This window comes from Mycobacterium sp. IDUB_39, assembly GCF_055419205.1.
The window spans coordinates 45,368-69,670 of record NZ_JBVAXF010000012.1; the positions used below are offsets into that span (position 1 = coordinate 45,368).

Annotated in this window: 24 protein-coding genes and 1 pseudogene; 8 read left to right on the forward strand and 17 right to left on the reverse strand. The window is 66.8% G+C overall.

The genetic code is table 11. From position 1 onward, the window contains the following. Positions 1-52: 52 nt before the first annotated feature. A pseudogene (locus ACZY0X_RS29740) lies at positions 53-241 on the forward strand (hypothetical protein); the annotation flags it as partial. Positions 242-335: 94 nt separating this feature from the next. On the opposite strand, the gene ACZY0X_RS29745 reads toward ACZY0X_RS29740, so the two are convergent. The 8 genes from ACZY0X_RS29745 to ACZY0X_RS29780 all read right to left on the reverse strand — a co-directional run bounded on the left by ACZY0X_RS29745 (position 336) and on the right by ACZY0X_RS29780 (position 7,861). Then, complete coding sequence (locus tag ACZY0X_RS29745; protein WP_463775532.1) at positions 336-1,118, reverse strand: SDR family NAD(P)-dependent oxidoreductase; 783 nt, start codon at positions 1,116-1,118, stop codon at positions 336-338. 14 nt (positions 1,119-1,132) lie between these two features. Beyond that, positions 1,133-1,561 (reverse strand): nuclear transport factor 2 family protein, encoded by a 429-nt coding sequence (locus ACZY0X_RS29750; protein ID WP_463775534.1) that lies wholly within the window; start codon positions 1,559-1,561, stop codon positions 1,133-1,135. 2 nt (positions 1,562-1,563) lie between these two features. Then, a complete protein-coding gene (locus ACZY0X_RS29755) occupies positions 1,564-2,640 on the reverse strand; it encodes a hypothetical protein (RefSeq protein WP_463775535.1) in 1,077 nt (358 codons plus the stop codon). A 126-nt stretch (positions 2,641-2,766) separates the two neighbouring features. After that, positions 2,767-3,708, reverse strand: a complete 942-nt coding sequence (locus ACZY0X_RS29760; RefSeq protein ID WP_463775537.1) for an alpha/beta hydrolase — start codon at positions 3,706-3,708, stop codon at positions 2,767-2,769. 2 nt (positions 3,709-3,710) lie between these two features. After that, positions 3,711-4,577 carry an SDR family NAD(P)-dependent oxidoreductase gene (locus ACZY0X_RS29765; RefSeq protein ID WP_463775538.1) on the reverse strand — a complete coding sequence of 289 codons (867 nt, stop codon included), beginning with the start codon at positions 4,575-4,577 and terminating at the stop codon, positions 3,711-3,713. Further along, complete coding sequence (locus tag ACZY0X_RS29770; RefSeq protein ID WP_463775540.1) at positions 4,574-5,071, reverse strand: polyketide cyclase; 498 nt, start codon at positions 5,069-5,071, stop codon at positions 4,574-4,576. Before ACZY0X_RS29770 ends, ACZY0X_RS29765 begins: the two co-directional genes overlap by 4 nt. 49 nt (positions 5,072-5,120) lie before the next feature. Next, positions 5,121-6,692, reverse strand: coding sequence for an acyl-CoA synthetase (locus tag ACZY0X_RS29775; protein ID WP_463775541.1), 1,572 nt, complete (start codon positions 6,690-6,692; stop codon positions 5,121-5,123). After that, positions 6,689-7,861 carry an acyl-CoA dehydrogenase family protein gene (locus ACZY0X_RS29780; protein WP_463775543.1) on the reverse strand — a complete coding sequence of 391 codons (1,173 nt, stop codon included), beginning with the start codon at positions 7,859-7,861 and terminating at the stop codon, positions 6,689-6,691. Before ACZY0X_RS29780 ends, ACZY0X_RS29775 begins: the two co-directional genes overlap by 4 nt. A 102-nt stretch (positions 7,862-7,963) precedes the next feature. Between ACZY0X_RS29780 and ACZY0X_RS29785 the strand changes: the two genes are divergently transcribed. Next, positions 7,964-9,853, forward strand: coding sequence for a flavin-containing monooxygenase (locus tag ACZY0X_RS29785; protein ID WP_463775544.1), 1,890 nt, complete (start codon positions 7,964-7,966; stop codon positions 9,851-9,853). Further along, a complete protein-coding gene (locus ACZY0X_RS29790) occupies positions 9,850-10,737 on the forward strand; it encodes an SDR family NAD(P)-dependent oxidoreductase (protein WP_463775546.1) in 888 nt (295 codons plus the stop codon). The genes ACZY0X_RS29785 and ACZY0X_RS29790 overlap by 4 nt, the downstream gene beginning before the upstream one ends. Positions 10,738-10,746: 9 nt before the next feature. Here the strand turns inward: ACZY0X_RS29790 and ACZY0X_RS29795 are convergent, their stop codons facing one another. After that, the gene (locus ACZY0X_RS29795) at positions 10,747-11,373 is read right to left on the reverse strand and encodes a Dabb family protein (RefSeq protein WP_463775548.1); all 627 of its coding nucleotides are present in this window, start codon (positions 11,371-11,373) and stop codon (positions 10,747-10,749) included. After that, the gene (locus tag ACZY0X_RS29800; RefSeq protein ID WP_463775549.1) at positions 11,366-11,713 is read right to left on the reverse strand and encodes a hypothetical protein; all 348 of its coding nucleotides are present in this window, start codon (positions 11,711-11,713) and stop codon (positions 11,366-11,368) included. The genes ACZY0X_RS29795 and ACZY0X_RS29800 overlap by 8 nt, the downstream gene beginning before the upstream one ends. 103 nt (positions 11,714-11,816) lie before the next feature. Here ACZY0X_RS29800 and ACZY0X_RS29805 point away from each other — a divergent pair, with 103 nt between their 5' ends. After that, complete coding sequence (locus ACZY0X_RS29805; protein ID WP_463775551.1) at positions 11,817-13,031, forward strand: NADH:flavin oxidoreductase; 1,215 nt, start codon at positions 11,817-11,819, stop codon at positions 13,029-13,031. On the opposite strand, the gene ACZY0X_RS29810 is transcribed toward ACZY0X_RS29805, so the two are convergent. The 6 genes from ACZY0X_RS29810 to ACZY0X_RS29835 form a co-directional block, all read right to left on the reverse strand. After that, positions 13,008-13,931: an alpha/beta hydrolase gene (locus ACZY0X_RS29810; protein WP_463775552.1), complete on the reverse strand. Its 924-nt coding sequence runs from the start codon at positions 13,929-13,931 to the stop codon at positions 13,008-13,010. The two genes, ACZY0X_RS29805 and ACZY0X_RS29810, sit on opposite strands and share 24 nt — an antisense overlap. A 31-nt stretch (positions 13,932-13,962) precedes the next feature. After that, complete coding sequence (locus tag ACZY0X_RS29815) at positions 13,963-14,784, reverse strand: IclR family transcriptional regulator (RefSeq protein WP_463775554.1); 822 nt, start codon at positions 14,782-14,784, stop codon at positions 13,963-13,965. A gap of 162 nt (positions 14,785-14,946) precedes the next feature. Next, the gene (locus tag ACZY0X_RS29820; protein ID WP_463775555.1) at positions 14,947-16,458 is read right to left on the reverse strand and encodes an FAD-dependent oxidoreductase; all 1,512 of its coding nucleotides are present in this window, start codon (positions 16,456-16,458) and stop codon (positions 14,947-14,949) included. Further along, positions 16,422-17,330 (reverse strand): biphenyl-2,3-diol 1,2-dioxygenase, encoded by a 909-nt coding sequence (gene bphC / locus ACZY0X_RS29825; protein ID WP_463775556.1) that lies wholly within the window; start codon positions 17,328-17,330, stop codon positions 16,422-16,424. The genes ACZY0X_RS29820 and bphC overlap by 37 nt, the downstream gene beginning before the upstream one ends. A gap of 8 nt (positions 17,331-17,338) precedes the next feature. Then, a complete protein-coding gene (locus ACZY0X_RS29830; RefSeq protein ID WP_463775558.1) occupies positions 17,339-18,520 on the reverse strand; it encodes an acyl-CoA dehydrogenase family protein in 1,182 nt (393 codons plus the stop codon). A gap of 94 nt (positions 18,521-18,614) precedes the next feature. Beyond that, positions 18,615-18,917: a 2Fe-2S iron-sulfur cluster-binding protein gene (locus ACZY0X_RS29835; RefSeq protein ID WP_463775559.1), complete on the reverse strand. Its 303-nt coding sequence runs from the start codon at positions 18,915-18,917 to the stop codon at positions 18,615-18,617. 131 nt (positions 18,918-19,048) lie between these two features. On the opposite strand from ACZY0X_RS29835, the gene ACZY0X_RS29840 reads away from it, so the two are divergent. The 4 genes from ACZY0X_RS29840 to ACZY0X_RS29855 are packed head-to-tail and all read left to right on the forward strand — an operon-like array spanning position 19,049 to position 23,160. Continuing rightward, positions 19,049-20,659 carry a flavin-containing monooxygenase gene (locus ACZY0X_RS29840; protein ID WP_463775561.1) on the forward strand — a complete coding sequence of 537 codons (1,611 nt, stop codon included), beginning with the start codon at positions 19,049-19,051 and terminating at the stop codon, positions 20,657-20,659. Then, positions 20,660-21,463, forward strand: a complete 804-nt coding sequence (locus ACZY0X_RS29845; RefSeq protein ID WP_463775562.1) for a mycofactocin-coupled SDR family oxidoreductase — start codon at positions 20,660-20,662, stop codon at positions 21,461-21,463. Further along, the gene (locus tag ACZY0X_RS29850; protein ID WP_463775563.1) at positions 21,460-22,293 is read left to right on the forward strand and encodes a mycofactocin-coupled SDR family oxidoreductase; all 834 of its coding nucleotides are present in this window, start codon (positions 21,460-21,462) and stop codon (positions 22,291-22,293) included. Before ACZY0X_RS29845 ends, ACZY0X_RS29850 begins: the two co-directional genes overlap by 4 nt. A 12-nt stretch (positions 22,294-22,305) precedes the next feature. Then, a complete protein-coding gene (locus ACZY0X_RS29855; protein ID WP_463775565.1) occupies positions 22,306-23,160 on the forward strand; it encodes an SDR family oxidoreductase in 855 nt (284 codons plus the stop codon). On the opposite strand, the gene ACZY0X_RS29860 is transcribed toward ACZY0X_RS29855, so the two are convergent. Beyond that, positions 23,157-24,029 (reverse strand): alpha/beta fold hydrolase, encoded by an 873-nt coding sequence (locus ACZY0X_RS29860; protein ID WP_463775566.1) that lies wholly within the window; start codon positions 24,027-24,029, stop codon positions 23,157-23,159. The two genes, ACZY0X_RS29855 and ACZY0X_RS29860, sit on opposite strands and share 4 nt — an antisense overlap. Positions 24,030-24,303 lie beyond the last annotated feature (274 nt).

The window sequence follows — 24,303 nt, forward strand, 5'->3', positions numbered from 1 at the left end:
CTGGGTTGTGTGGGCCCAGAGTTTTGTCGGACCCCGCTGAGATAATGGTGTTATGTCCTCAGCCGCAGCCTCTTTGGCCGGCGAGGTGCGTCCCGATGAACGTCTTGAGGTGTTGTTCGACGAGTTGGCCGAACTGTCCGGTCAGCGCAACGCCATCGACAGTCGTGTGGTGGAGATCGTGGCCGAGTTGGACCGTGACGAGTTGTGCGGGTCCACCGGTGCGAAGTCGATCCCGGCGTTGGCCGACCGGAGAACGCGCCGACTGGTGGTGGTACCAACCCTTCCAACCACAACCCCCACCAACAACGAATTAGTGCCGCCATCAAGCTTTGCGGTCAGGCGTGCGCGCCGCCATCCACCCGGATCTCGGTGCCGGTGATGAAGCGACCGTCGTCGGAGGCGACCATGGCGATAACCGATGCCACCGCGCTGGGATCGCCGAGGATCTCGTTTTCCCGGCCACCGATCAGCGGGGTCTGCTTGGCCCACAGCCCGAGGTCGTAGCCCTCCGGCATCTTGTCGAGCGTGCTCATCGCCAGGGCGGTCGCCACTCCGCCCGGCTGGATGTTCACCGCACGAAGACCCTGTTTGGAGTACTCGAGGGCCAGCGCGTGGGTGAACGCCAGCACGCCGCCCTTGCTCGCTGCGTAGGCCGCCATGTACGGATGTGCGAAGGAGGCGGCGGTCGACGTGAAGTTGACCACGACCCCGTGTCCGCTGGCGATCAGTGCGGGCAGCGCCTGCCGGGTCATCAGGAAGGTGCCGGTGAGGTTGACCGCCAGGGTGGCGTTCCAGTCGGCCAGGGTGTGCTCATGGGTGTGCGCGCACCGTTGGATGGCCGCGGCATTCACCAGGACATCAAGGCCACCAAGCTCTTTCACCGCCGCGTCGACGGCCGTGGCGACGGCATCCTCGGACGAGACGTCGAGTACCGCGGTGGTGAGTCGCTCGCCTGCATCGGCGGCATCGGCGGCGGTTGCGGTCGCGGCCAGGCCCTCCGCGGAGACGTCGTAGGCCACCACCGTGGCGCCCTCGTCGAGCAGTCGCGCAACGGTGGCTTGGCCGATCCCTGAGCCGGCGCCAGTGACGATGACTGTGCGGTCGGAGAATCTCTGCATGGTCGCTCCTTCGGTCACGCTGGTTGCAATACGTTGAAGTCGCCGAGGGTGATGCTCACATCGAAGTGACGGTGCATGATTCGCCAGCCCTCGGGTGTGCGGATCAGCTGGTCTCGGTAGACGCCGATGGCCTCGTAGGGCGTGAGGGCGGCGCGCTCTCCCGCACCGACATGGATGACGCGAGCCTTGGTGGCGCACTGGGCCTGGTCACCGTCGATGTGGATCTCGTGGTTGCCGAGAAGATGCTGGGTGGCCCCACACCCATCCAGGAAACCGCGTATTGACTTCACGATCGCAGCCCGTCCGTCGAGAAATACTCCGTACTGGCCGACGGCGTCCCGGTGGAAGACGTCGTTCAGTCCCTCCCAGTCTCGCGCATCTAGCGACGTCGCGTACTTGTTCAGAACGTCGATGACGGCATGGCGATCAGCACACCTGCACATGGTTATGCCAGCGCGAAGGCGCTCAGCGGGGCCTTCTCGGGATACGCGGCAGGCCCGCCCAGGTCGTAAGCGGCGTTGAGGGCGCCGATGAACTCCGGGTCGTGCAGCGGTGCCGCGGGAATGTCGAGCTTGCCACCCTTCTTGTTGACGTCGTCGACGAGCATGTCGATCGCCTTGTCTACGGTCAGATCATCGGAGCCGTCCATGTTCTTCTTCAGCTCGTCGTAGTCGGCAAACACCTCGGCCGACCAATGCACCAGGAAGCGCAGTTCATCGGTGCGGTGGCGCGCGATCACGTCATCGCCATTCCTCAACAGCCAGTGTTCGCGATCCGCGGGGTCGCCCGAGAACACCGTGTCGAAGGCGAGACCGGCGGGCATCTGCTGATCGAGGGGTCCGTTGGCCTCGCCGCGGTGCATCATCATCTCGTTCTGAACGACGACGCCACGGTTGTTGATCGGCGGGAGCACACGCGCAGGGGCCCGCAGCGGTCCCTGGGGCCAGTAGGTGAATCCACTGCCCTCGTCGGCCGAGAACCACGTGATGACCTGTGCCATCTTGATGAGGTAGTCGGTGAACAGACCCGACTTACCCATGACACTGCACAGCCAGGTCGGGGCATTCTCGTGGCGAACGCCGCGGAAGCTGGGCGAATCCAGGTGTCCTGGATCGCGATTCGCGCAGGGGCCGTTGATGTTGAACAGCATCAGCTCGGGCTTGGCGTACGCGGCATTCCAGTATGACTTGGCCTTGGCGAGGAAGTCCTCGTTGTAGAAGACATCGTGCAGTTCGGGATACAGCACAGCGCCATAGTTGGCGAGGTAGCCGCGGAATGTCGGTGTCAGGAAGAGGTCCAGTGACGGTGTGAAGCCCTCGGGGAAAGCGCCACTCATCGTGGCAATGAGTTCCTCGGCGGAGGCGAAGTGCTGCGCGATGATCAGCTTCCACGGTCCGTTGGCGTGCACCACGTCGAGGAGGCGCTGCCGCTGATCGTCGGTGTAGACGTTGTTGACCTCAACGGGCGGCGATACGGGTCGCAGGACGTCGGAAAGCTCCATCCGGCGTGCGTCGGTGAGCATGCTGTCTCCTCTGGTCGTTCTGGTGCGTCGATTGTGTGGGGCGTCTGCGGGCCCCGATGCCGCGCTGTCCGGTGATCGGGACACGAAGGTGATCAAAACGGCAAGGTGATCAAAACGGCAGTGTCGTCAAAAAGGCAGGGGATGGGCGAACTTCGCCCGCAGTAGCGCGCCGATCTCCGCAATCGCCAGGCGACCGCGTGCGGTGGTGTGTGAGTACATCAGAAAGCCGTGACACACACCGGGATAGCGCGTCACGGTGGTCTGCACACCGGCGTCGCGCAGTCGGCCCGCGTACCGTTCGCCCCAGTCCCGGATGGGGTCGCACTCGCCGGTCACGACAAGCGCCTGCGGCAGGCCCGACAGGTCTGCGGCGTGGGCGGGCACCCGGTAGTGGTCGTGCTGTGACACCCCGCAGTCGGCGAGGTCGAGCATGTAGACGATGTCGTCGTGGCGCAGCATCGGCGCTTCGGGCATCGCCGTGATCGACGGTGCCCCCATATCGCGGTCCAGTCCCGGATAGAGCAGGACCTGCACGCTCAGTTTGGGTCCGCCGACGTCCCGTGCTGCCAGAGCGACCGCGGCGGCCAGCGATCCGCCGGCGCTGTCGCCGACCACGCCGAGTCGGTTGACGTCGACCCCCAACTCGGTGGCATGCGCGGCGACCCATTCGGTAGCGGCGTACGCGTCGTCGAACTGCGCTGGCGGCGGGGACTCCGGGGCCAGTCGGTACTCGACCGAGATGACCGTGGCGCCGCTGAGCGCCGCCAGGGTGCGGGCCAGCGGCTCGAATGAGTGGTTGGTGCCCATCACCATTCCGCCACCGTGGAAGTAGACCAGCGCCGGTGCGGCGGTGTCGCCGGACGGCCGGTAGATCCGCAACGGGATCGGCCCCGCCGGCCCTGGAACGACGCGGTCGACGATGGATGCCATGTCGGGCAGGTCCGCAGGCAGGGGAGTGGCCTCGATGGCGGCGCGGACCGCCGCGATGCCGCGCTCGCGCATGGGCGGTATCGGCCCGAATGCGGCGATCCGGGCCGCGGCGTCAGGATCCAGTGCTGGAACCGTCACAGTCACTCCGCCTCGGGGTCGAACCGGCGCCCGGTCCGCAGCATCGGAGCCCGTTGGCTGGCAAGAACATTGGCACGTTCGGTCATCGCCGACCCGACGTACTCGGGCTGCGTGAGAAGGTAGAACCGGCCTTCGGCGGCTTGGTCGAACACCACCTCGGCGGCGGCAACCGGGTCCATCGCGGCGGCTTTGATGTCGAGCATCGCCGAGCGTTGCGATTCGGCGGCCGCGGTGTCGCCACCGTGTGCGTCGACACCACCGGCGGACTCGAAGATGTTGGACACCACCGCGCCCGGCAACACCGCCTGGACGTGGATGTGGTCGAAACCGGCGTGCTGAACCTCGAGTTGCAGACACTCCGTCAGCGCGAGCACGGCGTGCTTGCTCATGATGTAGGGCGCCTGCAGCGGGACGACGGCGACGCCGCCGATCGAGGACAGGTTCCACACCCACGCCGGAGCCGCCGCCGCGATCATCTTAGGCAGGAACGCGCGGATCCCGTGAAAGACGCCGCTGACGTTGACCTCGACGACACGGTTCCAGTTGGCGACCGGGGTATCCCACAGGTAGCCGAACTGTTCGACACCGGCGTTGTTCACCAGCAGACGCACGGGGCCGACCTCGGCGTAGGTGCGGTCGGCCAGCTCCTGGACAGCGCTCGAATCGCGCACATCGCACGGGATGCTCACCGCCGTGCCACCGTCAGCGTTCAGTTCGTCCCGCAGCGTGCCGATCGCCTCCTCGTCGACATCGGCGAGCACCACCGTCATGCCCAACCGGTGTGCGTGCCGCGCGAGTCCGGCACCGATTCCTGCGCCTGCGCCGGTGATGACGGCGACACCGCCGCCGAACACGTCTTGGGCGGTCACGCGGGCGAGGCGGCGGACTTCGCGGCGGTGTATTGAGCGAACGGAACCGAGTCCTCGGCGTCGAGCACGACGCTCATCGAGGTGAACACCAGCCCGCACTCTCCACGCCGAATTCCAACGTCGACGACCCCGCTCGACACGTCGAACGGGACGTTGTTCGTGATCTGGTTGACGTACAGATAGAAGCGGGCAGTCGTGACCTCACCTCCCGGTCCGGCGCTGACGCCGGTGCGAAAGACGTTGGTCGCGTGGTGCCGGAGCGGGTAGGGGTTCTCGTTGCGATGCTCGGTGAGCCAGGCCAGCGTCTCGGCGCCGCCGTGCAGTTCGGCGGCAAGCAGTTCCTCGAACGGGCAATCACCGGAATCGGAACGGCTGAGGTACTCCATCTCGTCGCCGATGCGGATGGCCAACTCGTCGAAGTGGCCCTGGTCGTAGTGGAACCAGAAGCCGGCGATGAATTCCTGAACCTCGGCCAGGCTGATCTCGTTGCTCATGGCCACGAGTCAACTCGACGGTGTGGCAGGTCTCACCGGTGTTGCCCGATCAGTGGAACACCGAGGCGAACTGGCTTCGCATCTCCCGCTTGAGCAGCTTGCCGCTGGGGTTCTTGGGCAGGGCGTGGACGAAGAGGATCCGCTTGGGCGACTTGTAGCCGGCGAGGTGGTCACGGCAGTGGCCGATGAGTTCGCCCTCGTCGACGTTGGTGCCGTCCTTGATCACCACCGCCGCCACCACGGCTTCCACCCAGACCGGATGCGGCAGACCGAAAACGGCGACCTCCTGTACCGACTCGTGGCGATACAACACCTCCTCGACCTCGCGGCTCGCCACGTTCTCACCGCCGGTCTTGATCATGTCCTTCTTCCGATCGACGACGTGCAACAACCCGATATCGTCGTAGTAGCCGAGGTCTCCGGAGTGAAACCACCCGCCGCGGAACGCCTCTGCGGTCTTGGCCGCGTCGTCGAGATAGCCCAACATCAGGTGCGGGCTGCGGTGGGCGATCTCGCCGACGGTGCCCGCGGCCACCGGCATATCGCAGTCGTCGAGGATCGTCGTCTCGACGTTGAGCACCGGTCGGCCCGCCGCGCCGGCGTGCGCCTCCTGGTCTGCGGGTCCAAGTGCTGAGGCCAACGGTGCGATCTCGGTCTGGCCGTAGAAGTTCCACAGCGACAGGTTGGGCAGCCGTTCGCGGATCTCGTGCAGGATCTCGGTCGGCATGGCGGAGGCGCCGTAGTACCCCTTGCGCAGGCTGGAGAGGTCTACCTGATCGAACACGGGGGAGCGCAGCAGGCTTATCCACACCGTCGGCGGGGCGAAGTAGTTGGTGACGTCGTAGCGTTCGATGGTGCGCAAGACCGTCTCGGGATCGGGCCGGGGCAGGATGATGCTGGTCGCGCCGAGGTAGAGGTCGGTGGCCAGGAAGTTGTCGAGCTGTGCGCAGTGATACAGCGGCAGCGAGTGAATCTCGACATCGTCGGCGCTCATGGCACCCGCCGTGATGGTGCTGACGTACTGCCACATCAGACTGCGGCTGGTGTGCATGACACCCTTCGGCCGCGACTCGGTGCCGCTGGTGTACATCAGTCGCAGCAGCTGGTCGTCGGCGATGGCCAGGGTCGGCGCTGGCGAGGTGGTGGTGAGCCATTGCCTGAAATCAGCCCAGCCGTGCGGTGCCGAGGTGCCCGTCGCGGTGAGCGCGACACGTGAGTCGACCTCTCCGCCGAGCCGCATCGCCTCCTCGGCGACACCGATGAGTTCCGGCTCGACGATGAAACCCCTCGCTCGGCAGTGCCCAAGGATGTAGCTGATCTCCTCGGCGGTGAGCATGAAGTTGATCGGTACCAGCACAACCGCCGCGCGGGCGGTGGCGAAAGCGAGCACGGCGTACTGCCAACAGTTGTGCGCCAGTAGCGCCACGCGGTCGCCGGCACCGAAGCCGTTGTCGCTCAATGCGGCCGCGGCTCGGTCGACCAGGCTGTCGAACTCGGCGAACGTCATCACCACGTCGCCGTCGATTATGGCCACCTTGTCCGGGTAGCGGCGAGCCGATCGGCGAGGGACATCCCCAAGGGAGTGGTTGCGGGCGCTGGCAACGAGGTCGTCGAGGCTCACGCCGACGGCCCAGCCTGCGTCGGGTCCAGCGCGAGGTCACGTCCGATGATCTCGCGCATGATCTCCGAGGTGCCCCCGTACACACGGGTGACGCGCGCGTCGATCGCGGCGCGCGCGATGGGGTACTCGCGCATGTATCCGTAGCCGCCGAAGAGCTGCTGGCAGCTGTCGAGCACCCGGAACTCCATCTCGGTGGCCCACAGTTTGGCCTTCGCGGCGTCGGCCGGGGTCAGCCCGCCAGCGTTGAGTTGGGTGACACAGCGGTCGATGAACGATTCGGCGACGGTGACCTCGGTGGCGACGTCAGCGAGTGCGAAGCGGGTGTTCTGCAGTGCGCCAATGGGTTTACCGAACGCGCACCGTTGGCGAACGTAGTCGACGGTCCAGTCCAGCGCCGCGCGGGCCCGGCCCAGGCTGCCGACCGCGATCTGCATGCGCTCCTGGGCGAGGTTGCGCATCAGGTACTCGAAACCCCGGCCAACCTCGCCGATCACGTTGGACTTGGGCACCGCCACGTCGGTGAACGACAGCTCCGAGGTGTCCTGGCAGTGCAGGCCCAGTTTGTCGAGATTGCGTCCGCGCTCGAAGCCGGGCATGCCGCGCTCGATGACCATCACGGTCAGTCCGCGGTGCCGATCGGGCGATGTCCGCACCGCGGTGATGACCAGATCGGCGTTCTGCCCGTTGGTGATGAACGTCTTGGCGCCGTTGACGACGAAGTGATCGCCGGCGTCGACACCGCTGGTGCGGATCGCGGCGACGTCGGAGCCCGCGCCGGGTTCCGTCATGCCGATCGCGGCGATCAGGTCGCCCCTGACGAAGCCCGGTAGCCAGCGCTGCCGCTGGGCGCCGGTTGTGAACTCGAGCAGGTACGGCAGGCAGATGTCATTGTGAACGGCGAAGCTCAGGCCGACATTGCCTGCGCCGACCGCCATGAAGCGCTCGATCAGGATCTGGTTGTAGCGGAAGTCCTTGACGCCGACGCCGCCGAACTCCTCCGGGGCAGCGAATCCGAGCAGTCCAACCGAGCCCGCAGCCGCGAACACCTCGCGGGGCGCGATTCCGGCGTCCTCCCAGGTCTCGATGTGCGGGGCGATCTCCTTGGCGGCGAAGTCGGCGGCCAACTCACCGAATGCGAGGTGGTCGTCGTCGTAGTGGAGGCGGTGCATGCGCCGAAGGCTAGGTACCACCGACCGCAGCGGGGCGAACACCTCCCGCTCAGAGGACAACGCAGGACCGGAGTATCTGGCGCCCTGGAGATACTCGACGCCATGACAACCGATCTCGGCGAACTACGAGCGAACCTCCTGCTGGCCGACCCGGGTGTACTGGTCGCGGTGCTGGCGCAGCTCACGGGTGACCCATCGGTCATCGCCAGGTTCGAGGCCAGGATCACCCACGTACCCGATCCGCCGGAACGCGCGGGGACCACCGACGCCGATACCGCCGAGGAACTGGCCGACGCCGTGATCGAGGCGCTCACCGCGCAGCGCCGCACAGGTGCGATGGCAGCCGACGATCCGGAGTTGTTCACCCGGCTCCTGCCGGTGGCACTGGGCTCCGACGTCGACACCGAGCACGTGCCGCTCCTGCTGGAGCAGGGGGGATTCGCCCCTTCGCAGCCCACGCTGTCGCGCGAGGTCCCCATCCCGGGCACCGTGAACGTCGCGATCATCGGCGCGGGTATCGCCGGCATCAACGCGGCGCTCGCAGCCGCGGAGGAGGGTGTCAGCTACGAGATCTTCGATCGCAACGACGAGGTCGGTGGCACGTGGCTGACCACCACCTACCCCGGCATCGGAGTGGACACCCCGTCGGCGTACTACTCGCTGTCACGCGAGGTGAACCCCGATTGGAGCAACTACTACCCGCAGGGTGCGGAGTACCAGGCCTACCTGGTGGCCCTGGCCGACAAGCACGGGCTGCGCGGGCACACCCGGTTCGGCACCGAGGTCGAGGCGCTCTGGTGGGACGAGGACCACGACCGTTGGCAGATCCACTCGGTCGGACCCGACGGTGAACGCGATGTCAGCCATGCCCGCGTGGTCGTCACGGCCGCCGGCTACCTCAACCGGCCGCGCTGGCCGGACCTGCCGGGCCGGGACGCGTTCGGCGGTACCAGTGTTCACTCAGCACTGTGGGATCCCGCGCTGGATCTCACGGGCAAGCGGGTGGCGATCATCGGGGCCGGCTGCACCGCCGTCCAGATTGTCGACGCATGCGTCGACCAGGTCGAACATCTGACAGTGTTTCAGCGGCAACCACATTGGGTGGCTCCCCGGAAGCGACTGACCGACGAGGTTCCCGAGCACCGCCGCTATCTCGGTCGCCTTCTGCCGTACTACGCGAACTGGCACAGGCTCAAGTCCTACTGGGGCACCGCGGACAACAACTACCCGATCATCCTGCAGGACCCGGAGTGGGCGAAGACGCACCTGTCGATCAACCCGACCAACGACATCCTGCTGCAGATGTGCCTGGAGTACATCGACAGCACCTTCGGTGCGGGAACCGAACTGGCGAAGAAGGTGACGCCGGACTTCGCTCCCTACGGCAAGCGCATCATCCGCGACCCGGGTGGCTATTACGCGGCGTTGACCCGCACGCACGTCGACGTCGAGGCCAGCGAACCAGCCCAGGTCAACGTCAACGGCATCGTCACCGCGGATGGTCGCCAGATCGATCTCGACGTCATCATCTACGCCACCGGCTACCACCTGGACTTCCTGTCCACCGTGGACATTCGCGGCCGCGACGGCAGGAGGCTGGCCGACGTGTGGGGCGACAGCCCGAGTGCGTACCGCGGCGGCACCGTGCCGGGATTCCCGAACCTCTTCATCACCTCAGCACCGAACTACAGCCCGGGACACGGCGCCGGGGCCAACTTCTCGATGGAGGTGCTGGCCCACTACATCATTGAGTGCCTTCAGCTGATGGCCCTACGAGGAGCCGACACCATCGAGGTGACCGAGGAGGCCTTCGACGAGTACGTGGCGGCGATCGACGAGGCGATGAGCCGTACCGTGTGGTGTCACACTCCCAACGCGCACACCTACTACCGCTCCGGATCGGGGCGCGTGGTCGTCTCCACGCCGTTCCGGCTCGTGGACCTGTGGCATGAACACCGCGCGCCGGTCGAAGAGGACTTCGTGCTGAAATGACGCAAAAGCTCGCCGGTAGAACGGCATTGGTCACCGGCAGTAGTCGGGGAATCGGACGGGCGATCGCGCAGCGACTGGCTGCCGAGGGTGCCACGGTGGCGGTGACCGCCCGGTCGTACACACCGTCGGTGTCGAGGCGGGCGGGGATCAGCTCAGCGCTACCCGGAACGATCGAGGAGACGATCGCCCTCATCGAGGGGGCGGGAGGTGCGGCTTTCGGCCTGGCGGCCGACCTGGAGGATCCTGACCAGCGAGATGAGCTGGTGCAGCGGGTGGTCGATCGGACCGGCCGCATCGACATCCTGGTCAACAACGCCGGATTCGCCGACTACGCCGTTGTCGACGATATGGCGCTGGACACGTTCGACCGCACCCTGGAGCACTACATTCGAACGCCGTTCGTCCTGACGCGAGCGGCCGCTGCCCACATGCGCAGTCAGGGGGCAGGCTGGATCGTGAACATCGGTTCCGTCACCGGCCTGGCGCCTGCGCGGCCCTATCGCGAGTACAACAAGACCTCCGGAGACGTCGTCTACGCGTCGTGCAAGGCTGCTCTGCACCGCTTCACCCAGGGGATCGCGGCGGAACTGGTCGACGCCAACGTCGCGGTCAACTGTGTCGGTCCGTCGACGGCGATCCGCACACCCGGCGCGGCATCGCTCATCCCGGACACATTTCCGACCGAACCCGTTGAGTACCTGGCCGAGACGGTACTGGCGATGTGCCACGCGCCCGCCACGGAACGGACCGGGCTGGTGGCCTTCAGCCTGCACTATCCATGGTCACAACAGCTGCCAGTGCACACCCTGGACGGAGCCTCGGTGCTGCCGCCGCTGGAGCCGCCGGCCACCGCCAACCCCAACATCCTGCCCGCCGGGTTATAGCCGTCTGGCTCAGCCCAGCACGAGGGATCGCATCTCACAGAAGCTGTGGCACAACCGATCCCGGATGATGACGTCGGGGCACTCGGGGTCGAACCAGCGGTCGACGACCGCCCAGTGAATCGGATGCATCAGGTACGGACCCATCAGACCGTCGAGATTGGTGAACGCCTGCTCGAACACGTGCGTCCACGGCGTCGCGCCGACCGTGTCGGTGACGCGGCTCAGTTGCCACGCTGTGATGGCAGGCACGTAGCGCGGCATCGACAACAGGTCGTGCTCGAACCGCGCCACGGTGTCTGCGCTCGTGTGAGGAGACACCCGCAGGAGCAGGGTGCGGTAGACGGTGGCAGAGGCGTCGTTGTTGAGCGATGCGGTGCCGGTGTAGCCGGCACCGTTGACACGCGTGATCCGAGGATCGTTGAGAGTGTTCGTGAAATCGCCTGCAACAAAGTGCCATTGATCCTCGGTGTCGAACCGAAGATGGACCAGCACGTCACCGCCATTGCGTGCGCCGGGCAACGTGGGCTCGACGAGGCGGTGGCGTGCGCCGGTGGCGTCTGCTGCGTCGCGCACGTGCGCCAGCACCCCGGCTCTGTCGTGTTCGGCGACGTCGAGCAGGCGCGTGACGCTAAACATCGCACAACCTGTCCACGTCGCCGGCGGCCGCGGCCACGCTTCGGGTGCGCTCGAGGACCAGCTCACCGATACCGTCCCACCACGGTCCGAGGTCGGGATCCGGCCGGCCCCTCCACGTCATCTCCCACCATGCCCGTGGGCTGGGCAGCGTCCACGTGATCGTCACCGTGTTGGACCCGTCGTCGAGCCAGATGGGTGGGCTGACCAGTACTTCGCGCAACGTCATGCCGCGGGCGAGCGCACCGGGCACATACTCGTTCGCATACGTGTCGACGAACGCGCGTGCACAACCCGGTCGGGTGAGCACGCGGTCGATGACGAAGACCTCACCGTCAGCCATGACGCCAAAGGCTAGGAAGTCCTGCGCGCGTGCTGCGGTCACAGTCCCGGACACCGGGAGACTGCCGTTGACGGATGTCGCTCCCGGGGCAACGGTGGGCATCATGAGCGTGCCGCAGCTGGACCCGTTCGCTCCCGCCCGACTCGGCCCGGTGACCCTGCGCAACAGGGTCATCAAGGCGGCGACGTCGGAGGGCCGCTCACCCGATGGACTGGTGACCGACGATCTCATCGCCTTTCACCGAGCCTTCGCCGAGGGTGGTGTCGGGATGACGACGGTCGCCTACTGCTGTGTGTCGCCCGACGGAGCCAGTGCGCCCGGCCAGATCCTGATGAACGCCGCGGCGCTGCCCGGTCTGCGCAGGCTCACCGACTCCGTGCATGCCGCCGGTGCCGCGATCTCGGCTCAGCTGGGCCATGCGGGGGTCGTGGCGCCCAAGAAGCTCACCGGCGTCACCGCGGTCGCTCCGAGTCGATTCGTCAACCCGACGTCCTTCGCCTACTGCCGAGAGATCACCCGAGCCGAGATCGCCACGGTCATCGACCAGTTCGGCGACGCCGCGCAGGTGGCGGTCGAGGCGGGTTTCGATGCCGTGGAGCTGCACTTCGGTCATCTGTACCTGCCGAGCTCGTTCCTGAGCCCGCTCATCAACCGCCGCAAGGACAGCTATGGCGGGGATATCGACAACCGTTCGCGTCTCGTCCGCGAGATCGCTCACCGGGTTCGCGATATCGTCGGCGACCGGATCGCCGTCATCGCCAAGCTCGATATGGACGACGGTCTGCCGGGCAGCATCTGGATCGCCGAGGCGCTGCGCACGGTGCAACTACTCGACGCCGACGCGACATTGGACGCCATCGAACTGACCGAGGGCTCTTCGGTGTTCAAGCCGATGTACCTGTTCCGCGGGGATGTTCCGGTCAAGGAGTTCGCCGGTGTGATGCCGCCCGCGATGCGTCCAGCGGTACGGCTGGTCGGCAAGTGGGCCATGGGCAGCTACCCCTACGAGGATCTGTACATGCTGCCCGCCGCACGCCAGTTCGTGCCCGCCGTGGCCAACACCAAGCTGATCCTGCTCGGTGGCATCACCAACCGCGACCACCTCGAAACCGGTATGCGCGAGGGATTCGACTTCATGGCGATGGGCCGAGCGCTGTTGCGCGAGCCCAACCTGGTGAACGCGATGAGTGCCGACGCGAGCGTGCGTAGCCGATGCACCCACAACAACAAGTGCATGGTCACGGTGTTCGGCCGCACCCACTGCGTTCTCGACCCCGAACAGCGCTACGGGCCGCTAGCCGCCCAGCAACTCGGCTAAACCGCTGCTCGCCTGCCTGCGGGCCGCATGCGCGATATCGAGCATCGGCATCGTCATGAAACCGTGAATCCCACCCTCGAATGGGTATCGCACCGTCGGCACGCCCGCGGTCGACAGGGCATTCGCGTATGCCATGCCCTCATCGCGCAGCGGGTCGTGGCCGGCCAGCACGACGACCGCGGGGGGCAGCCCGGTCAGTGAGGCGTTGAGTGGCGAGGCGTAGGGATGCTCCCGGTCGGCGGTATCGGGCACGTATTGGTCCCAGTACCACTGCAGGGCCGGTCGGGGGTTGTAGTAGCCGCTGCCGAACAGGCGGTACGACTCGGTGTCGAAGTCGGCGGCGATGACCGGGTACAGCAGGAGCTGGGCTGCGAGGTCGGGACCGCCACGGTCACGCGCCATCAATGCGGTGACGGCGGCCAGATTGCCGCCCGCGCTGTCACCGCCGACGACGATTCGCGCCGGGTCACCGCCCAGCTCGGCGGCGTGGTCGGCCGCCCATGTGACGACGGCGTACACGTCCTCGGCCGCAGTGGGCCAGGCGTGCTCGGGTGCCAACCGGTAGTTCACCGAAACCACCACGGCGGGAGTGAGATTCGCCAAACTTCGGCACAGGCCGTCGTGGCTGTCGACATCGCAGAAGACGAATCCGCCGCCGTGCGCATACACCAGGACAGGTAGGCGGTCGGCGCCGTCGGGACGGTAGACCCGCACGCTGACCGAACCGTCCTTGACGGGCACCTGGTGGTCGCGAACCTCACCCACCGGCTCGGGTGCGGGATTCGGCACGAATCGCGACCGGATCGCGGCCCTGGCCTCGGCGCCGGTCATGGTGTGGACCGCAGGGAATCCCGCGTCGAGCGTGTCGATCAGCGCGGCGATCTGAGGGTCGAGGCTCATGCGCGATCGCGCTCCGCTTCTCGCTTGCCGTTCACGTGTACTGCAGCGCCGGTCCAGTCCGCAGCGGGCGCATGGGCTGCAGGGTCGGGGCGACGCGCTTCGGTCCGTCCTCGACGTTGCGCCAGATGTTCATCGCCGTCATCCGGACCGGGCCTGCGAGTCGCTGATCGAGCGCCATGCGGCTGACCGGTCCGCACACCGACACCGCTGCGACGGCCTCGCCGAGATTGCCTATCGGCGCTGCGACGCAACCGAATCCGGCAAGCGACTCCTCGCGGTCGAACGCGATGCCGTGCGAGCGGACCTTCGCCAGTTCCTGGGTCAGCTGGGCGGGGGTGCAGATGGAGTACTTGGTCCGCCGGGCGGTGAGATCGATGGTGCCGGCTTGTGCTGCGTACGCCAGCATGGCCTTGCCGACAGCGGTGCACTGCGCGGGGTGCCGTCCACCGACGCGGGTGGGGATCGCGGCCACCATCCGGTCGCCGACCTTGTCGAGGTACACCACGTCGGAGCCGTCGAGGACGGCGAGGTGCACGACGAGGCCGGTGGCGCGATGCAACTCGTGGAGGAGGGGAGCCGCGGCACGGTGTAGGCGGTCCTGGTGCACCGCCAGCGAGCCCAGTTCCACGAGACGCATGCCGAGTTCGTAGTCACGCCCGCTGCGCCGGAGCCAACGCAGTGCGACGAGTCGCTCAAGCATGCGGTGCGCGGAGGACCGGGGGAGCCCGGTGCGCCGCACGATCTGCGCCAGCGTGAGCCGACCTGGACCGTCGAAGGCTTCCAACACCAGCGATACCCGGTCGATGACGGCGCTCGGGGTGGCGGATTCTGGGCGTTCCGCGGTCACGGTCATGGTGTCTCCTCGCGACGGATTTCCTTGATGACATGACTAGTAGTCATATGACTGTTTGTACCATACTGGTGTGGCTGCTGTCACACGAAACACGGAAGATGATCCAGAGCACGCCAAAGGGCGCCGCACTGCGATTGCAGCGCGGCGCCCTCAGGTACGAGATCAGCCCTTGGCGGCGGCGCGCCCTGCCCGTCGCCCGTAGAAACTCCCATCGCCAAGGGAGACGCCACTGGCGTAACCCCATGCGGCGAGGCCGGCGGTGCACCGGCCCGCGGCGTACAGCCCAGGTATCGGCTTGCCCGCGACGTGCAGCACCTCACCATCCAGAGTGGTCTGCAGACCACCCAGCGTGAAGCCAGCGCAGCTGGCCCGCAGATCGATCGCGCCGACCGGAGCGCCGATGGGCTTGAGCCACTCCCGCTTCTTGTGCAGCAGCGGGTCCTCGCCGCGCGCAGCGGCTGAGTTGTACGCATCGACCGTGGCCTGCAACGACCCTGCGGGAAGGCCGATCGCACCCTCGAGCTCTGCGACCGTGTCACATACCCACGTCGCGGGCCGCTTCAGGAAGGGGGTCGCCGACGTCGCGGCCATGGCCTCGTCCTGCGCATCACTGTCGATGATCAGATAGGCGGTGTCGTTCTGGTGATAGAGCGTGACCTGCCCGATGCGGCCGGAGTACATGTCCTCGGCGACGTAGCGCTGACCACGCTCATTGACGAGGATTCCGCGGACGGTCTGTTGGGGGTCGATCAGGAACGCCACCTCAGTGGCGTCCATGTGGGCGAGGTCGGCGCCGAGCGCCTGGGCCATCCGGATGGACTGCCCGTCGTGCTGCTCGATCGACGCGGCGGGGCGACCGGCGAGCCGAGGGGCGTACTGCATCACCATCGCGTCGTTGTAGGCGAAGCTGCCGGATGCCAGGACGACGCCGCGGCGCGCCCGGATGGCGAGCGGCTTGCCGTACCGGTGGGCCATGAGTCCCACCACTCGCCCGTCGGCCTGCACGATCAACGACTCGGCCCTGACGTCGTAGGCGGCCCGCACCCCGAGCGACGTGGCGGTGTCGACGAGCGGCTTCATGAGCATGTAGCCACCGCTGCGCTCGCCCGCCTGCTTGTCGGACATCTGCGGGACGTGTCCGCGCGGAGCGGGCTGCGCAATGGTGTTGAACGGGAAGGCGTTCTCCCCGCCAGTGAACATCAAGCCCTGATCGCCCGGTGGCTCCCAGCCGGGTTCGCCCCAGAACTCCGGCTTGAAGGGCACGCCGCACTCGACCAGCCAGTCGAAGTGCTCGACGCTGCCCGCGCAGTAGTCGGCGATCCGGCGTTCGTCGGCTCCCGGTCCCATGGCGACGTTGAGGAAGGCCTCCATGTTCTGAGCCGAATCGTCGAAGCCGCAGGCCTTCTGGAGTGCGGTGCCGCCGCCGAGATAGATGAAACCGCCTGCCATCGCCGCGGCGCCGCCCCACCCGCCCGTGCGTTCGACAACGAGCACGTCGGCTCCGGCCGAGGCGGCTTCGACCGCGGCCGCCGCGCCCGCGATGCCGTAGCCGACGATCACGACGTCGGCCTCGAGGTCCCAGGTGTCGACGTCATCCGCCGACCTGGGGTAGACGTCGGAGCCCACAGCGTCTGCCGTCACGGTCGCATCGCCGCCGGAAGGTCGCTGACCCATTCGTGGCCCCAGTAGCTGTCGGCGGTGATTTCCTCAGCGGTGTAGTGGTTTTCGTCGACCCGCATACCCTCGGTGCCGAACTCGATATCCCAGTCCCCGGGGGCGCGCACGTAGAACGACACCATCTTGTCGTTGGTGTGCCTGCCCAGTGTGGAGGACAGCTGGAAGCCGTCCTTGTTCACCCGGTCCAGGGCCTGCCCAACCGCGTCGAGGGAGTCAACCTCCACCATGAGGTGGATCAGGCCGGGGTCGCGCACTGTCGCCGCCGGACAGATCGCCAGGCTGTGATGGCGCTCGTTGATACCGAGGAACCGGACGCGCACCGGCCCGAACTCTGGCGGCGTCGGCACGCGGAAGGCGCCGCGGGACCGAAATCCCAGCACTTCGGTGTAGAACTCGAACAGACCGGGGACATCGAGGGCCGGCAGCACGACGTGACCGAGGCCCTGATCACCCGTCAGGAACCTGGCGCCGAACGGGGTCACGACGGGACTGTGGTCGAGCACAGGTCCGTGGAACACCTCGACCGCTGTGCCCGCCGGGTCGTCAAAGGCGATGACGGCCTCGACGCGCCGAGCGTCGGCCTCTGCCAGCGACAGCTCCTTGAACGGCACACCCGCGGCATCCAACGCGCCCTTGACGCGCTGCAGGGCCGCGCCGTCGCGGACCTCCCAGCCCACGGACACGATCCTGTCGCTGTCGCCTGGCTGCACGATGATGCGCGCGGCGCGCTCGTCCATGCGTAGATACAGGGAGTCGGCGTCGGGGCCGGATCCCTCGGCGAAACCCAGGACGTCGAACGCGAAGCGACGCCAGCGGGGGATATCGGTGGCTTGGACCTTGACGTAGCCCAGGCTCTTCAGTTCGCTCATCGAGTGTCCTAGATCATCGCCCGCAGCGGACCCTGCGGATCGACGCCGAGCGCACTCAGCGCCGAGGCGTGGTAGACGGTTCCTGGCACATGGATCGCGTGCGCCATACCGGCATGGGCGTCGCGCCAATACCGTTGCAGCGGTTTGTCCATGCGCAGTGCGTTGCCTCCGGACCTGGCGAAGATCTGGTCCACCGCGGTCACCGCGCGCCAAACGGCCCGCACCTGCGAGCGGCGCACGGCGGCACGCTGCTCGAACGTGACCTCCGCTCCCGAGTCCACCAGGTCATAGACCATGTCGACGTTGCCGAGCAGCGCCTGGCGGGAGGCGTTGATCTCCGCGGCGGCCTCCCCGATCTCGTACATCACGTAGGGGTCGTCCTTGATCGCGGTGCCGCTGGCTCCGACGCGCTCGCGCTGGTAGTCCAGGTGTGCAGCGAGCGCGCCCTCGCAGATTCCGATGGTCGCCGAGCTGATGCCCAGCGGGAACATCGTCGACCACGGCATCTTGTAGAGCGTCTTGGTCATGCCGGCCTCGATCTGGGCGCTGCCGTCCATCACCTTGGTGCCGTCCATGGTGCGGTAGTCCGGGACGAACGCGTCCTTGACGATGACGTCCTTGGAGCCCGTGCCGCGCAGCCCCACCACATCCCACGAATCCGGAACGATCTCGTAGTCCGAACGGGGCAGGATCATGTGCAGCATTGTCGGCGGCATCAGAGGCCTGCCGTCGGCGTCACCGAGCATTGCGCCCAGGATGATCCAGTCACAGGCGTCGGTACCGGAACTGAACTGCCAGCGGCCGTTGAAGACATAACCGCCCTCAACGGGCCTGGCGACCCCCTGCGGGGCATAGGGCGAGGCCATCCACGTGTCGATGTCGTCGCCCCAGACCTCGTCGGCGACCCGGGGATCGGCGTACGCCAACTGGTAGGGGTGCACCCCGACGACGCCGTTGATCCAGCCGGCCGCGGGATCCAGTGCCGCCGTGGCCATCACCGTCTCGGCGAACTCCCGGGGATGAACCTCGAGACCGCCGTGCGAAGCCGGCTGCAGCAGGCGGATCGAACCGATCGCCTTCATGCTCTTGACGGTGGTGTCGGGGAGCTGGCCGAGCTTCTCGGCCTCCACCGCTTGTTCCTTGAACTGGTCGGCCAGTTCCATCACGCGGTCGAGTACGCGCTGGCTCATGCTGACGTCCTAACTGTGTGGGCTGAGGGAAGAGTTACTCGCACCAGGGATCGCCAGCCCGATCCGATCCCGGTGAGTGGACGGAAAAATGTGGTCAGAACTCGATGTGTACATCGTCGCTGACAGGACGGGCCTGGCAGGCCAGAACCAGCCCTTCTGCTATGTCGGCGGGTTCGAGGATGTCGCACTCGGCCATCGCGACCCGGCCCGACAACACCGTGGCGACACACGAGCCGCAGTGCCCCTCGCGACAGGAGTGCGGCACGTCGATGCCCGCGTCGAGCATCGTGTCCACGAGGCTGCGGTCCCGCGGCCACGTCAACCGGTGCTGCGTGCCGTCCAGATCGACCTCGACAACCGCCGCTGTGTGCGTCGCGCGTGCATCGACATCTGTCATGTCGGTCAGTGTCGACGGGAGATGGCAGCCGCTGGAGGTCCGCGCCCGCTGTCCGGGATGTCGACACGGCGTCGTCCGGTCAACGGGAATCTGACGGGCCGACTCCGACCCGTGGGCCTAGCTTGGCGGCTGTGAACGGTGACGGTGAAGTGGTTGACGCAGTGGTCGTGGGTGCCGGGTTCGCCGGCATATACGCCCTGCACAGGCTGCGCGCACAGGGTTTGTCGGTCCGCGTGTTCGAGGCCGCGCCCGAAGTCGGCGGCACCTGGTACTACAACCGCTACCCGGGGGCGCGGTGCGATGTGGAGAGCGTGGACTACTGCTACTCGTTCTCCTCCGAACTCGAGCAGGAGTGGGACTGGTCGGAGAAGTACGCGACTCAGGCCGAGATCCTGCGCTACCTGAACTGGGTCACCGACAAGCTGGACCTGCGCACCGGGATCACGTTCAACACGCGGGTCACCGCGGCGGTACTCGATGAGCAGACGCTGCACTGGACCGTGCGCACCGACACCGGCGAGGCCGTCCGCGCCCGCTTCTGCATCATGGCCACCGGGCCGCTGTCGGCGGCTCTGACACCAGACTTCGATGGGCTGAACACGTTCGCAGGCGATATCCACCACACCGCACACTGGCCGCATCGCCCCGTCGACTTCACGGGTAAGCGCGTGGCCGTCATCGGTACCGGATCATCGGGCATTCAATCGGTACCGCTGATCGCCGAGCAGGCCGAGCAGCTCTACGTGTTCCAACGCACGCCCAACTACAGCGTGCCCGCCGGAAACCAGCCGCTGACCGACGACGACCGCGCGCGGGTGAAGGCCGACTACGCCGAGCGCCGGCGGCTGTCCTGGCGCAGCGGCGGGGGCTCACCACACATCGCGCATCCGAGGCTCACGATGGACGTGACCCCCGAGGAGCGTCGCGAAGCCTTCGAGACGCGTTGGCAGCTCGGCGGCGTGCTGTTCTCCAAGACCTTCAGCGATCAGATGATCGACGCCGTCGCCAACGACGAGGCCCGCAAGTTCTATGAGCAGAAGGTGCGGTCGATAATCGACGACCCCGATGTCGCCGAGTTGCTGATCCCCACTGATCATCCGATCGGCACCAAACGAATCTGCACCGACACCAATTACTTTCAGACGTTCAATCGCCCCAACGTGAAGCTGATCAGTGTGCGCTCGACTCCTATCGAGTCGATCGATGCGACGGGGATCAACACATCCGACGCGCACTACGACGTCGATGCGATCGTGCTTGCCACGGGCTTCGACGCGATGACGGGCGCGCTGGGCAAGATCGACATCGTCGGGCGCGACGGCCATCGGCTGCGAGATGACTGGGCCGACGGCCCCCGGACCTACCTGGGTCTCGGGGTGGACGGGTTTCCGAACATGTTCCTGGTCTCCGGACCCGGCGCGCCTGCTGTGCTCGCCAACATGGTGCTCCATGCCGAGGCGCACGTGAACTGGATCGCCGACGCGATCGGTCACCTCGACGCGCACGGATACGGTGCGATCGAGGCCACCGTCGACGCCGTCGACACCTGGATCGCCGAATGCAATCAGCGCGCCGACGCGACGCTGTTCCCCAAGGCGAACTCCTGGTACCTGGGTGCCAACGTGCCTGGAAAGCCAAGGGTTTTCATGTTGTTCATCGGCGGCTTCGCGGTGTACCTCGACATCTGCCGCGACGTCGCGGACGCAGGCTACAAGGGTTTCAGCCTGCTGAAGGTGCCCTAGGTGTCGGGGCTCACGGACAAGGTCGTCGTCGTCACAGGCGCGGCCCAGGGGACCGGACGCGCCCACTGCGAGCGCTTCGCGCAGGAGGGTGCCGACGTCATCGCACTCGACAGGGACACGGCCACCGCTGATCTCAGCGCCACCGTGGCACTCGTCGAGCGGCACGGGCGCCGGTGCGTCGCGGCGACCGCCGACATCCGAGATGGCGACGCGATGACTGCGGCGATCGGCCAAGGCGTCGAGGAACTCGGCAGGCTCGACGTCATCGTCGCCAACGCTGGCATCCACACGACCGGTGCGCCGACGTGGGACATCACGGAGGAGGCGTGGCAGAGCACCCTCGACGTCAATCTCACCGGCACCTGGCACACGGTCACCGCGGGTGTTCGCCACATCGGTGCTGAGGGCGGCTCGGTGGTGATCATCAGCTCGACCAACGGCTTGCGGGGTACCGCAAACAGTGCGCACTACACCGCGAGCAAGCACGCAGTCGTGGGGTTGGCCCGATCGCTGGCAAATGAACTGGGGCCGCGTCAGATTCGGGTCAACACGGTGCACCCCGGTGCGGTGGGCACAGCAATGGTGCTCAATGAGGCGACCTTTCGGCGACTCCGGCCAGACCTCGAACGGCCGACTGCCGAGGACGCCGCGCAGGTCCTGCGTGCGCGCAATCTGCTGCCCGTGGCGTGGGTCGAGCCGGTCGACGTCGCCAACGCGGTGGTCTTCCTGGCGTCCGATGAGGCCCGCTACATCACCGGCACCCAACTGGTCGTCGACGCCGGCCTGACTCAGAGGACGACATGACGGGACGGCTCGCGGGAAAGGTCGCCCTGATCACCGGGGCCGCGCGCGGAATCGGCCGGGCACAGGCAGTGCGGTTCGCCCAGGAGGGCGCCGATATCGTCGCCCTCGACATCTGCGGCCCCGTCGACACCGTGTTGGTGCCCCCGGCCACCGCCGACGACCTCGCCGAAACGGCACGGCTGGTCCGTGCCGCCGGTGGTCACGTGAGCACCGAGGTGGTCGACGTGCGCGACACCGAGGGAATGCGTGGCGCAGCAGACCGTGGCGCCGCACACTTCGGCGGCCTCGACATCGTCTGTGCCACGGCGGGAATCACCTCGCGGGGTATGGCGACCGAGCTGCCCGAGCGTGTCTGGCACACGATGCTGGACGTCAACCTGACGGGAGTCTGGCGCACGTGCAAGGTCACGGCTCCGCACCTGATCGCGCGCGGCAGCGGCGCGATCGTCCTGGTGAGTTCGATCGCGGGCCTGCGCGGACTGGTCGGGGTGTCGCACTACACGGCGGCCAAACACGGCGTGGTCGGATTGATGCGCAGCCTGGCCAATGACATGGCGCCGCACGGAATTCGGGTCAACTCGGTACACCCCACCAACGTCGACACGCCGATGATCCAGAACGACGTGGTCAGCAGTGCATTCCGGCCCGATCTGGATCGCCCGCCGACCCGCGAGGAGTTCGCAGCGGCGGCAACGTCGATGAACATGCTCGACATTCCGTGGGTGGAACCGGTCGACGTGGCCAACGCCAGTCTGTTCCTGGCCTCAGATGAGGCCCGCTACGTCACCGCAGTTACGCTGCCAGTGGATGCGGGCAGCACACAACGCTAGGGGAGCAGACACATGGGTGTGTACGCAGTCACCGGATCGGCCTCCGGTATGGGTGCGGCGGCGGCCGACAAGCTGAGGGCCGCCGGCCACACCGTCATCGGGGTCGATCTCCGAGACGCCGACGTCATCGCCGATCTGTCGACGCATGACGGGCGACGTGCCGCGAGCCGCGAAGTGCTCGCAGCGGCGGGCGGGTGCCTCGACGGCGCCGTGCTCGCGGCCGGCATCGGGCCCGTTCCGGGAGCCGACCAGGCGCGGCGGATCTTCGAGGTCAACTACCTCGGTGTCATCGAACTCCTGGAGGCCTGGCGAACCGCGCTGGCAGCCAGTGGCAATGCCAAAGTGGTCGTGGTAGCCAGCAACTCGACGACCACCGTGCCTCTGGTGCCGCACCGGGCTGTTCGGGCGCTGCTCGCGCACGATGTCGAGAAGGCTGCGCGGACGATGCGACTGTATGGACCCGGCGCGCCGTCGCTGGCCTATGCCGGCTCCAAGATCGCGGTATCGCGCTGGGTGCGTCGGCAGGCGGTGACACCGCAGTGGGCTGGCGCCGGAATCCGACTCAATGCCCTCGCGCCCGGTGCCATTCTGACCCCGCTATTGGAGAAGCAACTCGCGACGCCGAGGGAGGCCAAGGCCATTAACGCCTTCCCGGTGCCCGTCGGAGGATTCGGCGATTCCGGTCAACTCGCTGACTGGATTCTGTTCATGCTGTCGGAATCCGCGGACTTCCTCTGCGGCAGCATCATTTTCGTCGACGGCGGGTCGGATGCGTACCTGCGCGCCGACAGCTGGCCACGACGGGTTCCGACGACCGGTGTGCCTCGTTATCTGTGGCGATTCCTGCGGTTCAAGCGAAACCGCTAGGACCGGGTCAGGAAGCCCAGGACGACACTCTCGAACGCAGCCTTGGCCTCGATCATTGCCCAGTGTCCGCAGTTCGGGAACACGTGCAGTTCGGCGTTGGGGATGGTGCGCATCGGGATCAGCGCCATGTCCAGCGGGCTCACGCGGTCGTCGCGGCCCCACGTCAAGAGGGTTTCCGCCCTGACCTTGTGCATGAGCGCCCACGGCATCGGCACGTCGGCGGACTTCATCATCGCCATCATCTGCGCGAACGCCGCCTTGCCGTACATCCGGCGGGCAGAGGCCAGCGTCTCCGGATCGGTGGCCAGCTTCCAGCGTTCCTCAATCAGTTGGTCGGTCACCAACGCGTGGTCGTAGACCATCGAGTTGAGCCAGTCGACGAGGCGCTGCCGCGTCGGGTCCTCGGTGAACTCCTGTAGCAGCCTGATGCCCTCGCTGGGGCCAGGGCTGAAGACATTCGTGCCAATGCCGCCGATGGTCACCAACTTGCCGATGCGGTCTGGGTTGTTGATCGCGAAGTTGATGCCGACACCACCGCCCATCGAGTTCCCGACGATATCGACGCGGTCGACGTTCAGCGCGTCAAGGAACGGTGTCACCGCTCCCTGCGCGGTGATCATCGGATGCCCACCGAAGTCGTCACTGACTCCGAACCCGGGGAATTCCAGGATGAGACAGCGGAAGTGGGCGGCGAACGTCGGAAGGATCCCGCGGAAGTTGCGCCAGCCGGTCACGCCGGGGCCTGATCCATGCAGGAACAAAAGGGTGGGGCCGTCGCCCGCGTCGTAGTAGCGCAGCACTCCCGCGGGAGTGGCGATCTCGCGCAGATCGTTCTCGACGTGTTCGGTGAACTCCGGTGTGGTGGGCACGCCGCCACACTGTCACATCGATCCTCCCGCGCCGATGCCGGTGTTCCGCTGATCGGTCGTCCCGTTAAGCGGGAAGTTGACGCTACCGGGGCACACCGGGCTGTCACTGTTGCCGATCGAGCCACCGTTCGTCCGCCCAGCAGCAGTTCAGCGAGGAGTGCCCATGCCACGCCAAGGTGCGCTTCTGCCTCGGGGTTTGGCGTCGCCGATGCAGGCGGTTGGTGGGTTGTTTGCGATGGGGGTGGATGCGTTCAGGTTCATCTTTGTGCGGCCG